This window comes from Streptomyces sp. NPDC041940 (assembly GCF_055589465.1).
In genome coordinates this window covers 1-13270 of record NZ_JBVJBP010000005.1, presented here as the reverse complement: position 1 = coordinate 13270, position 13270 = coordinate 1, and the positions used below count along the sequence as shown (strand labels likewise).

Annotated in this window: 7 protein-coding genes and 2 pseudogenes; 1 reads left to right on the top strand and 8 read right to left on the bottom strand. The window is 69.8% G+C overall.

Translation table 11 applies throughout. From position 1 onward, the window contains the following. Positions 1–96: 96 nt before the first annotated feature. The 8 genes and pseudogenes from ACZ6I3_RS11145 to ACZ6I3_RS11110 form a co-directional block, all read right to left on the bottom strand. Positions 97–1545, bottom strand: a complete 1449-nt coding sequence (locus ACZ6I3_RS11145) for a HAMP domain-containing sensor histidine kinase (protein ID WP_469413703.1) — start codon at positions 1543–1545, stop codon at positions 97–99. Beyond that, complete coding sequence (locus ACZ6I3_RS11140) at positions 1542–2234, bottom strand: response regulator transcription factor (protein ID WP_469413701.1); 693 nt, start codon at positions 2232–2234, stop codon at positions 1542–1544. Before ACZ6I3_RS11140 ends, ACZ6I3_RS11145 begins: the two co-directional genes overlap by 4 nt. Before the next feature lie 299 nt (positions 2235–2533). After that, positions 2534–3166: a hypothetical protein gene (locus ACZ6I3_RS11135; protein WP_469413699.1), complete on the bottom strand. Its 633-nt coding sequence runs from the start codon at positions 3164–3166 to the stop codon at positions 2534–2536. A gap of 6 nt (positions 3167–3172) precedes the next feature. After that, on the bottom strand, positions 3173–7957 hold the full coding sequence (locus ACZ6I3_RS11130; protein WP_469413698.1) for an RICIN domain-containing protein: 4785 nt from the start codon (positions 7955–7957) through the stop codon (positions 3173–3175). A gap of 584 nt (positions 7958–8541) precedes the next feature. Then, a pseudogene (locus tag ACZ6I3_RS11125) lies at positions 8542–8803 on the bottom strand (hypothetical protein); the annotation flags it as partial. Further along, positions 8803–9079, bottom strand: a pseudogene (locus ACZ6I3_RS11120) (hypothetical protein); the annotation flags it as partial. The pseudogenes ACZ6I3_RS11125 and ACZ6I3_RS11120, both read right to left, overlap by 1 nt. Before the next feature lie 59 nt (positions 9080–9138). After that, the gene (locus ACZ6I3_RS11115) at positions 9139–9876 is read right to left on the bottom strand and encodes a dienelactone hydrolase family protein (RefSeq protein ID WP_469413697.1); all 738 of its coding nucleotides are present in this window, start codon (positions 9874–9876) and stop codon (positions 9139–9141) included. Between the two features lie 107 nt (positions 9877–9983). Next, on the bottom strand, positions 9984–10928 hold the full coding sequence (locus ACZ6I3_RS11110) for an AraC family transcriptional regulator (protein WP_469413695.1): 945 nt from the start codon (positions 10926–10928) through the stop codon (positions 9984–9986). Positions 10929–11008: 80 nt separating this feature from the next. Here ACZ6I3_RS11110 and ACZ6I3_RS11105 point away from each other — a divergent pair, with 80 nt between their 5' ends. Further along, complete coding sequence (locus ACZ6I3_RS11105; RefSeq protein ID WP_469413694.1) at positions 11009–11854, top strand: SDR family oxidoreductase; 846 nt, start codon at positions 11009–11011, stop codon at positions 11852–11854. The last annotated feature ends 1416 nt before the right edge of the window (positions 11855–13270 follow it).

Sequence of the window (13270 nt, the reverse complement as noted above, 5' to 3'; positions counted from 1 at the left end):
CGGCGCATCGCGGTGTCCTGCCCCGACGGTGAGCCGCGCGGGGCCATGCCCGAGGGCCGCCGTCCCTTGTCCTGCGCCGTGCGGCCGGGGCTGGGGTCAGCGCATCGCGGTGTCCTCCCCGCCGGTGAGCCGCGCGATCGGGGCGGGCGGGGCCGCGGTCGGAAGGTCGACCCGAAGCAGCGCGCCACCGCGTGCGGAGCGGGCGACGGTGGCCCGGCCGCCGTGGGCGTCGACGACCCGCTGCACGATTGACAGCCCCAGACCGGATCCCGGCAACGCCCGGGCGCTGTCGGCACGGTAGAACCGGTCGAACACCCGCGGTACGTCGGCGGCGTCGATGCCCGGCCCGGCGTCGTCGACCTCGAGCACCGCCGACGCGCCCTCGGCACGGAGCCGGACCTGGACCGGCTGGTCCGCGGGGGACCACTTGCCGGCGTTGTCGATGAGGTTGAGCACCGCCCGCTGGAGCGCGGCGGGACGCCCGCTCACCCACACGGAGGTCACGTCGAGCGCGACCTCGATGTCGGGCACGCGGGAACGCGCCCGGGTCGCGGCGGCCACCACCACGTCGGCGAGGTCGAGCAGTTCGGTGTTCTCGTCGCTGACGTCACCGCGCGCCAGGTCGGTCAGCTCGGCGGCAAGGGTGCTCAACTCGGCCACCTGGGAGCCGAGATCGTTGAGCAGCCGGGTCCGGCTCTCCGCCGGCAGTGCGCTGTCCAGGGTGCCGCGCCGATCGAGCCGGATCAGCAGCTCGACGTTGAGGCGCAGGCTGGTGAGCGGAGTCTTGAGCTCGTGGGCGGCGTCCTCGGCGAGCAGCCGCTGGGCCCGCCGGGAGTCCCGGAGCGCGGCGAGCATGTCGTTGATCGACTGGATCAGCCGCCGGATCTCCCCACCGCCCTCATCCGGGATGTCGGCATCGAGATCCCGGGTGTGCGCGACACGGACCGCGGCGGCGGTCAGCCGGTCGATCGGTGCCAGCCCGGTCCGCGCCACGGTCCGCCCGACAAGGGCGCCGCCGACCACGCAGATCAGCCCGATCAGCAGCATGCCGAACCCGAACCGGTTGATCGGGCTGTCGTCGGCGGCGCGGGCCACCTGGACCGCGCCGTCGCCCGCCCGCAGCGTGTAGATGAGGTAACCCTCCTCGCTGTCGTTCGACTCCATCAGGTCGGCCGACGCACCCTGAGCCACGCGCCCGGCCTGCTCGCTGACGGGGGGCAGCGCGGGCTGACCGGCCGGCGTCCGGGTCGAGCCGTCGGGCAGGATGACCCGCACCAGCCGACCGGATCCGGGATACGGCGGCAGCTGGACCTGCGCCAGACCGGCGCGCTCCGCGCTCGTCGCCAGGACGCGGGAGTCGGCGCGCAGCTGGTTCTCGGCGGTGTCCCGCAGTTCCCAGTCCAGTAGCTCGCTGGCCACCTGGAAGGCCACGAACACGCTGACCGCGATGGCCGTCGCCGCGATCACCGTCAGCCTGGTCCGCAGGGACCGCCGGCGCCACCATCGGGTCAGCCGGCGCGGTTCCCGGCCGGTGGGCCTGCTCACGGAGGAGTCTCCCGCAACGTGTATCCCAGGCCGCGCAGCGTGTAGATCAACCGCGGCTCGCCCTCGGCCTCCAGCTTGCGGCGCAGGTAACTCACGTACACCTGGAGGTTGTTGGCGGTGGCACTCATGTCGAAGCCCCAGATCGCCTCGAACAGCGTGTCGCGGGTCAGGACCCGGGTCGCGTTGCGCAGGAGGACCTGCAGGAGGGAGAACTCGGTCCGGGTCAGGCGCAGTGGCCGCTCGCCCCGCCACGCCTCGAACCTGTCGGGATCGAGCCGGACGTCGGCGAACGACAGGATCTGCGACTCCTCGTCGGTCGGCGTGCGCCGGCGCAGCAGGGCTCGCACCCGGGCCAGTAACTCCTCGGTGGCGAACGGCTTGGGCAGGTAGTCGTCGGCGCCCGCGTCCAGCCCCGTGACCCGGTCGGAGACCTGGTCACGGGCGGTCAGCATCAGCACCGGCAGATCCCGACCCGCGGCCCGCAACCGCCGGCAGGTCTCCAATCCGCCGAGGCGGGGCATCATCACGTCGAGGATCAGCAGATCCAGCGTGTCACCGTCGGCCCCACCGACCCCGTCGAGCACGGCGAGACCGTTGGCGACGGTGCTGGTGTCGTAACCCTCGACCTGGAGCACCCGCTCCAGCGACTCACGGATGGCCGCTTCATCATCCGCGATCATGATCCGCACGCCGGCCCGCCCCCTTCCAGTCGATGCTCTTGCCGCTCATTGTCCCCGATCAACCTGAGGCCAGGATTAGCGCGTCGCTGGGTGATTGGCGGGAGATGTGAGAGGTGTACCAGGAGGGCAGCCTCCGAGCAGTTCACCAGGTCGGCCCTCGCAGAACCCCTCTCACAACCGTGGCGTTCAGCCGCGATCACATCGTCACTGGGCAGTGCCGGCATGCATCATCGTCGCGGTGGAGAACGAAGGCGGCCCGCGCCCTTGGTAGAAGGGCGCGGGCCGAGCGATGCGAGCCGGGTGTCGGCCTACGTGTCCACGAGGTACTTGATGTCGCTCACGACGTACTCCCCGTAGTGGAACGCGTTCCCCAGGGCCTCCAGCCTCGCGTACTGCTCCTCGGACAGATACAGGTACTCCGGGGACAACGAGGCACTCTTCTTGGGCAGAGCTCGCAGGAGCAGCCTGAGGGCGAGATCGGGAGTGCAGCTGCGGGCGCACTCGGCCAGTGCATCCGTCACCTCCGTGTCCAGGTCGCTCCTGAACTCGTGCACTTCCGCGAGGACGTCAGCGGCCAGCTCCACACCCCCGTACCGGTCGGCGTCGGAGAGAGCCGGGGTGTCCACGCAGCGGGACAGCCACGCATCGCACACCCCGATCACCTGCCGCATCCACTCGTCGCCTTCCCCGACATGGCGCTGGAAGAAGGACTCCGTCGCTTCCGTGCCCCCCTTCCACAACGCCTTGATCTGGGCGGAGGTGAGATTGTCGAGGAGCAGCCGGGCGTCACGCCGCACCGACAGCACGGCTGCCGGCTCAAGTTCCTCCACGAACTCGTTGGCCACCGCTTCCGCCGGCGTCGAGGCGTCGAGCTTCCAGTCCTGGTGGAAGAACTCCATGATCCACGGGACGCCGAACATGAACTCCGTGTGTCGCTCCATCACATGTCACCCTGGGAATCCGGTGAAGACGTAGAAGCCACTCTTATGCCCTGGAGCCCGTTTCAGGACGAGGGTGTACCGGTTTCCGGCTTGGGTGACCGTCCTTCCGTCCGGATGGGCGACCCAGCCGAGAGAGTTCCTCGCTCCGAACGTACCGGTCAACGTCTTCTTCTGTTGCGAGCCACGAAGCCACGTCGCGATCTCTCCTGCCTTGTTGACGATCGCGTAGTCCACGACCTGCTGTGCCGTCTGCAGGTCGATGAACACACTGACCTTCTCACCGTCGGCCTGGGCCATCGCGAGCGCTTCGGCCTGGTTCTGGTCCACATGCTTCTGAAGAATGTGAGCCTGGCCGGGGAACCGGCCTTCGTCGGCGATGAGGTCGTTGCAGTTGTGGACCAGGACCGGCGTGTCGTCCGCCACGGCGTAGAACGTGTGCAGGCCGGACACGGTCAGGTCGTACACGGTCCGGGGCGTCGGTTCGTCCCGGTCGCGCAGTGCGGTGACTGTGCGAAGCGTGCCGTCCGGCGAGCGCAGGCGGTCGCCGGTGCGCAGGTCGGAGGCGAGAGTCCAGCCGCGGCCGACGACGAAGACCTGGTGACCCGGTGTGCTCGTGAGGCTTCCCCCGTCCGCCAGGGTGATGTCCAGCAGGTCCTCGGTGGTGTGGGAGAACGTGCGGGTGACCGCCTCGCCCCGGGTGGTTCCGGTGTCGGGGTCGGTGGCCAGGAGCAGGTCGCCGAACCGCACCTCCCGGATCGGCTTGCGGCTGCCGTCGGCGAGGACCACTTCGGTTCCGCCGGGGAAGCTGTTGACCTTGCAGGCCGTCCGCGCCTCCTCGTACCTGTCCACCGTCCGCTCGATGTCGGCGAGGGTCTCCGGGTCGACGTCCAGTTCCTTCAGAGACTTCAGCGCGTCGGCGACACCGTCCCCGCGGCGCAAGGCGGTGTTCAGGGCACGGATCGCGTCGGCGAGCAGGTCGAAGGTCTTGTTCGGGATGAAGTTGGACGCGGCCCAGGCGCAGTCGCCGTAGCTGCCCGAGCCATCACCGTTGATCTTGTGGTAGCAGCCGGTGAAGTCGCCGATGAACGACTCGTAGAGACCCTTCCACAGCTCCTTGGTCGCGTCCCAGGACGACAGCTTGACCGTCTTGGTCATGTTCGGGAACGTCTTCGTGGTGAGGAAGAACGTGTCCTCGGCGGGGCAGCCGGACTCGGTGGCGGGCACGTCCGGGTCGGCGCAGAGGTAGTAGCTGACGACAGCGTCGAACGTGATCTTGTACACCAGGTCGCACGGAAGACGCGAGCAGTCGTCGGGCAGACGCTGCGGGTCACCCTTCTGCTTGAGGTCGTCGATGACGGAGAAGACCCCGCCGACCCCGGTGCCCGCGCCCGCCTGCACCTGCTTGTTCGCGTCCTCACGGCCGGCCTGGTCGGCCGCCTGCTGGGCCGAGTCCGCGTACTTCTGGGCGTCCTTGGCCGCTTCCTCGGCCTCGGTCGCTGCGGCGTCGGCGCGTTCGGCGGCGTCGCGGGCGTCCTTGGCGGCCTGTTCGGCCTCCGAGGCCGCGGCGCGGGCCGCTGCGGCGTCGAGGGCGGCCTGGTCGGCGGCGTCGCGGGCGTCCTTGGCGTAGCCCTCGGCACGGCCGGCTGCCTTGTCGGCGGCGGCTGCGTCCTCGGTGGCCTGGCGCTGGTACTCGATCGAGCGGGCCAGTGACTGGCTGGCCTTGGACGCGGCCAGGGCGGCGTCGGCGGCGTAGCCGAGGGCTTCCTTGGCGTAGCCGCGTGCGTCGGCCGCGTGCCCTGCCGCGTTGGCAGCGTGCTGGTAGGCGGCCTTGGCGTCACCCTTCGCCTGCTCGGCGAGGGCCTTGGCGGCGGCTGCCTCCTCCTGGGCGTTCTTGGCGTGCGCGTCGGCGACGGCCTTCTGCTGCTCGGCGATCGACTTCGACGCCTGCCCGGTCAGGACGACCAGGCCGGCGGCCGAGTCGGTGGTGACGTAGGGCGAGCCGAGCTGGATCGCGTCGTTGGCCGGCTGGACAACCTGCGCGGCCGCGTTGCCCGCGTCCACGGCGGCCTGGGCGGTGACGTGGGCGAAGCCCGCTGCCTTGGCCGAGGCAACCAGGGCCTTGGCGGCCTCCTTGTTCGCCTCGTCCGCCTGGGACTTGGCGGTCTTGGCGTGCTGTTCCGCCTCATCGGCCAGTTCAACAGCCGTCTTCGCCTCGGCGGCGGCGTGCGCGGCGGCCTTGATGGCATCGGCCACAGCGGCGGTCGCGGTCTTCACCGCGGCATCCGCCCGCAGCTTCGCCGCCTGAGCACCGTCCGCGTGGGCGCGGGCGCGCTTGGCGGCCGCCTCGGCACGGGTGGCGGCAGCGTCCGCGTCTGCCGCGGCCTGGGTGGCGGCGTCGGCCGCGGAACGCGCCCTGCCCGCCGCGGCTTCGGCATCGTCGGCGTGTCCGTCCGCCGCGTCGGCGGCCGCCCTGGACTCCTGCGCGTTGCTGTCGGACTCGTGGGCCTCGGCGTACGCGTCCTTGGCCGCGGCCTTGGCCCGGGCGGCGTTGGCCTTGTGCTCGGCGTCCCAGGCATCGTCCCGCTTGGCCTTGGCGTTGTCGCGGGCCTGGACGGCGGCGTCCTTCTTCTCGACCGCGGTGCTTTCGGCGGCTTCGGCCTTCTCCTTGGCCTCCTTCGCGTTCGACGCCTCCGCCTGGGCGTTCTCCTTGTGGCGGGCTGCCTCGGCCTGCTTGGCCTCGGCGGTCTCCTTCTCCGTCTTCGCGGTCTTCTCTTCGGCTTCCGCGGCCAGCCGCTCGGCGTGCGCGTCGGCTGCGGCCGCCTTCGCGTCACCCTCCGCCTTCAAGGCGACGGCGAGCTTGGCCTCGGCGGTCTCCTTGTCCTTCTTGGCGTTGTCGCGGTGCACCTTCGCCGCATCCGCGGCGGCCTTGGCCTGCCACTCGGCCGCCTCCGCGGCCTTCTTACGGAACTCCGCCTTCGCCTGCGCGGCCTGGGCCAGCGCACGCTGCGTGATCGTCTCACTGTCCGCGGCCGCGGCACGGGTGGCCGCCTCAGCGGTCTCACCGGCCTTCACCATGGCCGTCAGCGCGGCCGCCGCACCCTTGGTGACCTGCGCCTTCTGCTGACCCACCAGCAGACCACGGCCCCGCGGAGCCCCCGCCTGGTCAGCGATCGTGTGGGCGGCCTGCTCGGCAGTGTCGGAAGTGGTGACGGCCTTCTGCGCTGCCGTCAGCTGGGCCTTCAGCACAGCGAGCTGCTTCTTCGCCGCCGCCTGAGCGGCCGTGACACCGGCCTTGGCCTTGTCGAACTGTGCCTTCGGCGGAACCGTCCCGGTGTGCCCGGACGGCTTGATGCTGTACTTCTGCGAGGTGCCGCCGGAGCACGTCCACAGCCGCCCGTCAGTGCTGTTCGTGAAGTTGGCCAGGTCCAGGCACTTGTCCGTGGCGGTGTTCTTCAGGGCCGTGGCGGCGCGGAGGTTGTACTCCCACGTCTGCGCCGGAGAACTGTTGCACGTCCAGATCTGGATCTTCGTGCCGTTCGCCTCGTTGGTCCCCGACACATCCAGGCACTTCAGGGAGTTGACGTTCCGCAGGTGCAGGCCCTTGTCGTCGCCGTAGACCTCCCACTGCTGCTGAGCCTTGCCGTTGCAGGTGTAGATCTGCACCGGCGAGCCGTTGGTCTTCGCACCACCCGGGATGTCGAGGCACTTGCCCGACGCGCCCGGCACCTCGATCACCGCCGGAGCGTCACCGACGTATCCGACGCCGCCCGCGGACCAGTAGTCCTGCCAGCGCGTGAGGTGGTCGGCCGTCCAGGAGTGGCCCAGCATGTCCCCCAGCGCCTTCGCGCCCGCTGCCAGCGCCGTGGTGGCGTCCTTGTTCGCGCCCAGGATCTGGTTGCGCTGCGCGGCCTGCGCGGAGACCTCCTGCTGCCACTCGGTGGCGGCGGTGGAGGAGATGTCGTCCAGCACCTTGCTCGGGTCGATCGGATCCCGCCACGCACACGCCGCGAACCGGCTCTTCAGGTCCTCGACCGCGATGCGGTGCTCCGCCGTGCCCGGCTGCGGGGCCGTACGGGGGAAGCCACCGGAGGCGAGGAAGAGACGGGCGTTGTCCGCGCCGGTGGGCTCCAGCGACCAGTCGGACAGGTGCTTGAAGGCGTCCCGCTCGGCGAGCGCGCGATTCCACTCGTCACTGGGAAGACCCGTATCCGGGTCCTTGCCGTACAGCGGGGCACCGAGGTCCTTGACCGCCTTGACCGTCGCCGCGTCAGCCCTCGGGGTGGAGTCCTGGTAGAAGTCCCCCTCGTCCTTCCAGAACCGCTCTGCGGTCCACTTCGTCAGGCCGGTCTGGCCATAGAAGTCGTCCTTGCCGTCATCGGCTGTTCCGGGAGGCCAGTGGAAGCCGGTCTCAGTGAAGCCGGCCGGAGTGGTCAGCCCGGTGAGGGGCTTGCCCCACCCGTCCCGCAGTGCGTTGAGGGCGTTCAGCTCCTTGCTCGCCGCGTCCTTGTCCTTCTGGTACGCCGCGGAGAGCGGGGTGTTCTCCCAGTGGTCCCGGTCGGCCAGCTCACGCAGCTTCGCCGGAGTCTGGTTGAGACCGTCCTGCGCCGTCGTGGCCATCGACGGCCCACCCAGGCGCAGCACATCGGCCATCAGGCACTGGTCCTGGCGCAACTGCTCGGCAGCCGTGTCCTCGTTCCAGTCGTACGAGTCGTTCGCCGCCGCGGTCTTCGCGGCGGTCAACTGGAGTACGTCCGGCTGGACAGCCAGACCGCTCAGCACGGAGACGGCCACGACGGACGTGACGACGGGAGTGAGGAAGCCGGATTTTCTTGATCTGGTACTGGTTCTGGAGCTGAAGAACCCTTGTCTCGGGCGCAACAGAGCATCCCTTCATCGCAAAGGAAGGCAGACGGGGGCGACCGTCCGAAGAGGCGGAAGCGACAGGGGGAGATCAGGCCGTCGTCTCGGTACGGAGACCGGAGCAACGGGCGGAGCAGGCTGAAACGGCATGCGTGAAGTGCCGGAATCGCGGCATGACGACCAACCTCTCCCCGTGGCGACACCGTTCCCCCGGCCGCCGGTTGACACATGCGATGGCGGAGTGGTCAGAAGCCGCCCGTCGCGACGATCACCATACGTGCACATGAACGGGACAGGACAAGTCAAATCTTGATATCGGAGTTGGCTGGCGCAAACGTGCCAGTCGAGGCTCACGGATCTCGACGTGGACAACTTCCGTGCTCAACCTCGGGATTACCTGTGAAGCAGACGTGAAGACCTGTCAGGTTGGCGCGATTACCGCATCGAAGTTTGACCGGAAGTTGCCCATCGCTGATCAGGTTGCGGATTCGCCTGGACAACGAACCAGATGACCTTGACCGCGCCGGTCTGGGGCTTCCGCGGTCGCGCGCGTCGCTGAGCGTCTTACGTGACCCGGACGGCAAGAGCTCCGGCCCGCCGCCCGGCCCGGACAACGACTCCGGTTCGGCGACCTTGGCGTGGGTGGGGGGTGAGGTCGGCGACGGCCTGGTGGACCAGAGGCTGATCGAGAAGCCCGAGACGCTTGCCGGCCATCGACCACGCTTGGCCGAGCGGGCTGGCGATGAGGCCGGTCGTCTTCCCGAGGAAGGGCCACACGCCGCGGTGACGTGATCGATGGGCGCCTCGGCCAAGGGAGTCCGCGAGCGGTGCAGGAAGGCTTGCCCGAGCAGGCGGTTGCCGCTGGCGTTCGCACGGGCGTTGCCCTGGCGGATGGCGGCATCGAAGGCCACGACGTCCGCCCATTCCTCGGGCGAGGTGTCGCGGATGTGGCGCCACTGCGCGTTGCCGTGGAACGGATACCCAGCAACTGCTCTTGGGGGTGTCGGCGAGGCCCAGCGAGGGCAGATAGCGGACGCAGTCGGCGCGCGACCAGCTCTGCCTGTGTCAGTGCGCGACGCCGACCTGGCCTGGCACCAGCATGTTCGCCTGGGTCATGCCCCCAGGTCCTCCGTCGCGGGCAGGCACTCGGTGAGCAGGTCGACGACATCGCGCCAGGCTCGCTGCGCGTGCTGTGGGTGGTAGCCGACACCGGGGACCACGGGGTGGTCGACCGGCGGGTGGTGGAAGGCGTGCAAGGCGCCGCCGTAGACCGCGAGGCGCCAGTCGACGCCCGCGGCCTGCATCTCAGCGGTGAACGCGTTTCGTTGCGCGGGCGGCATGATCGGGTCTTCCGATCCGACCCCGGCCCACACCGGGCAGCGGATGCGCGCTGCCTCGCCCGGTCGGCCCGTGGTAGTTGCGTTGACTGTCCCGATCGCGCGCAGGTTGACGCCGTCACGCCCGAGTTCCAGTGCGATGGCGCCCCCGGTGCCGTAGCCGATGGCGGCGATCCGGTCGGGGTCGGTCCGGGGCTCGGTGCGCAACTCGTCGAGTGCCGCGTGGCCGATGCGCCGCATCCGGTCGGGATCAGCGAGCAGTGGCATGCAACGGGCCAGCATCTCCTCGGGGTCACCCAAATAGCGCCCGCCGTGAAGGTCGAAGGCCAGCGCTACATATCCCAGCTCGGCGAGAGCGTCGGCCCGGCGGCGCTCGATGTCGCTGAGCCCCATGCCCTCTGGTCCGAGCAGCACCGCGGGCCGGCGGTCGACACCGGCCGGGAGCGCGAGGTGCCCGATCATCGTCAAACCGTCGGCCGGGTACTCGACCGTACGCGTCGTAACCGTCGTCATGAGACTGGACTGTAGTGATCGTCGAGCCCGGTCCGGCCGCTGTTCTGCCGCCGGCAGAACAGCGTAGGTGTCCCTCTGAAATACGGGACGGGCCCGGCGCCCGGGACTCATCCGGCCCGCCACTGCGTTGGTTCCGCGCTCCGGTGATCACTGGGCCGTTCGCCGCGCAGCCGCTTGAACGCCACGCTCAGCGCGAAGGCGTTGGCATAGCCCACCTTCCTCGCGATCGTGCCCACCGTGTCGTCGGTCTCCCGCAGCAGGTCCGCGGCCAAGGTGATCCGCCAGTCCGCGAGGTAGGCCATCGGTGGTTCGCCGACCAGCGCCGTGAATCGCCGGGCGAGCGCTGCCCGCGATACCCCCACCTTGGCCGCCAGGTCCGCCACCGTCCAAGGGCGGGCGGGTGTGTCGTGCAGCAGCCGCAGCGCGGTACCCACGACCCGGTCGTCCAGTGCGCGGCACCAGGCCGGGGCATCGGCGTCTGGGTTGTCGAACCAACTGCGCAGCGCGGAGACCAGCATCAGGTCCAGCAGCCGGTCCAGCACCAGCTGCTGTCCCGGTCGCTCTCTGGTGACCTCCTCGGCCACCATCTCCAGCCACGGGTGGGGGCTGCCCTCGGCCGGCACCACCAGCACGGCGGGCAGGGCCTGCAGCAGTCGTTCGCTGAGCTCTCCCCGGCGCTCGAAAGCCCCACTGACCAGCACGGCAGCCCCCTCGGCTGGCGTTCCGCAGGTCCGGGCGGGCCCGGAGGCGTGCTCGACGCCCTCGGCTCCCGTGCAGTAGTCGGCGCTGGTCACCGTCAGCGAGGGTGCGGTCGCGGGGTCGTCGGCCACTGTGTAAGGCGCGTCGCCACGGATGACGGCGATGTCGCCGACGCCGACGGGCACCGGTTCGTGCTGGTCGGGAACGATCCAGGCTCGGCCGCGCAGCATCGTGGCCAGCGTCAGCGGGGCGCCACTGGCCATCCGCAGGGCCCAGGGCGGTCGCATGATCGTCTGCCGGAAGACGGCGCCGCGCGCCCGTACCTCTGCCAACAGCTCCGAAACGGCGTCCATACCCTCAGCCTAGACGCCTGGACATCAAGTGGAGCTTGTTGGCCATGGATCGTCTCGGTGTCCGCCGGTTGACTGGGGTCATGTCTGAACATCCAATTCTTGTCACCGGGGCAACGGGTAAGTCTGGCCGCCGCGTTGTCAGCCAACTACGGGCCAAGGGGCTGCCGGTTCGCGCGGCGGCCCGGAACGGCGAGCACCTCTTCGACTGGACCGACAGCGGCAGCTGGGATGCCGCTCTGGAGGGCGTGCGGTCCATGTACATCGTGCAGTTGGACGGCACGAAGCTCGTTCGCCCGTTCATCGAGCGGGCGGTGCAGCATGGGGTGCGGCGAATCGTGCTGGCCTCGGGGCGGGGGATCGACAATCCGGATTACGCGAAGGACAGCAGCGGTGTCATTGAGGGCATCGTCGACAGCGAGGCCGCCGTGCGGGAGAGCGGTCTGGAGTGGACGATCAGCAGGCCGGGCTGGTTCGCGCAGAACTTCAGTGAGGGCTTCTTCGCCGATGCCATCCTCGCCGGTGAGCTGCGGCTGCCCGCCGGCGATGGGGCTGCCAGCTTCGTCGATGCCGAGGACATCGCCGCGGTGGTGGTCGCCGCGCTGACCGAGGGCCGGCACGCGGGCCAGATCTACGAGTTGTCCGGACCCCGGGCGGTGACGCTGACCGAGGTGGTCGCCACGATCTCCGAGGCCACCGGCCGCGAAATTCGCTACGTGCCGCTCTCCGTCGAGGGCTACGTCGCGGAACTCGTCCAGCAGGGATTGCCGCTCGCGGACGCCGAAGCCTTCGCGGACGTCATTGAGCCACTCAGGGAGGGTACGGACGAGTACGTCTCCGATGGCGTGCGGCGTGCCCTTGGTCGCCCGCCGCGGACCTTCGCCGAATTCGCCAAGTCCACTGCTGACGGAGGCGGTTGGCCAGGCTGAACGTCTTACCGAACCCGCGCGACCGGGCAGAATCTGCAGTCGCCCAAGGTCGTCACTTCCCTGGGCGGCCGAGTAGGCGGCCGTCGAACCAGTCGGTTGGGTCACAGGGAGCCGTCGCCGAGTCAGGCAGCGGCGGCGGGATGCCGGGTATTGGGCACGGCCTCAGTTGAGTGATGCCCGCCGGCGCTCCGCGCGCGGGTCCCAGCGGAACCGGCGCACCGCCACCACCGCGCCGACCGCGCCGACCGCGCCCCACAGGAGCAGGACCCCGAGGTCCTGCCATGGGAGGTCGGCGTGGTCCGTGGTGAACGAGGCGGGCCGGAGGCCGCCGGATCGAGGTATGCCTCGGGCTGGGCCCGCGCCGTCAGTTGTGCAGCCGACACCCGCCGTTCTGCACCCCGGTGCGCGATGCACGACTCCGCGATTTCGACAGCCTCGCGGCGCAGGCGGAGGGCTGGTGGGTCAGGCGGCTTTGTCCCATCGCCGGGGAAAGCCGTCGTCCTCGTCGGGATGCTGGGCGGCTTTCTCGCGAGCACGTAGGACGGCCCAGAGCGGGATGGACAGGCCGGTGAGGTACCACGGGATGGGCCAGAGCGCGGTCCACCAAGTGGTATGTGGTTCGAGGACCAGGCTGGTGGCGGCTGTGGCCATGCCGATGGCCAAGCTCCAGCACATGAGGCGGCCGGCGCACCGGACGTCTCGGGCAAGTCGGCCGGAGGCCGTGCTGGCGTGGCAAGAGGGCCGGGTTCTGCCCGGTTCGCTCATCGCGGGGGAGTCCTTCACAGGGCGTGGACAGCGTCGGAAGGTGCCGGACGCCGTAAGTGTGCATGGAGTGAAGCTCTGCCCTCAGCAACCCCGCCAGCTGCCCGCTGGCTCTGAGACAAGTTGTGCCGGTGTGGGTTCGCGTTCCAGGGCTGGTAAGCGCTCTCTCCGCACATCCCGGTCAGGTCTGAACCTGGCCGAAAAGCGGTCAGCAGCCAGTCGGGACGCACTGATTGAGGTGCAGTCGAAGGGTTTCGGTCAGCGTGCCCGTCCGAATTGATAACGGAGCGGACAATTCCCCCTGTGGGCGGTGGGAGTTTGCTTGACCCTGTCCAGATTTACCCGGTCGAAGTGGTGGGGCTGATTCCGGCCCGTATGGGGTGGGTGTTGCGGGGCACGCCTCGCACGCTTGTGTGTTTCTCGTGACAGCTTGTGTGGCCGAGGTGACCATGTGGGTCACCGGTTCTGGCTGTCTGTCTGACTTCCTGTGGGGGGAAGCTGATGTATTTACGTGCTGCAAGCACGCCGGTTCGGCGTGCCCGGAGAACACACAGAACCGCTCTCGTCGCGGGGGGGGGGGGGGGGGGGGGGGGGGGGGGGGGGGGGGGGGGGGGGGGGGGGGGAAAGCGAGAAGGAGACAGGGAAGGGAGAGGG

Bases quoted from the DNA above. Each gene is read 5' to 3' on its own strand.
- ACZ6I3_RS11135 (WP_469413699.1), bottom strand. From the start codon at position 3,166: ATGGAGCGACACACGGAGTTCATGTTCGGCGTCCCGTGGATCATGGAG.
- ACZ6I3_RS11115 (WP_469413697.1), bottom strand. From the start codon at position 9,876: ATGACGACGGTTACGACGCGTACGGTCGAGTACCCGGCCGACGGTTTG.
- ACZ6I3_RS11110 (WP_469413695.1), bottom strand. From the start codon at position 10,928: ATGGACGCCGTTTCGGAGCTGTTGGCAGAGGTACGGGCGCGCGGCGCC.
- ACZ6I3_RS11105 (WP_469413694.1), top strand. From the start codon at position 11,009: ATGTCTGAACATCCAATTCTTGTCACCGGGGCAACGGGTAAGTCTGGC.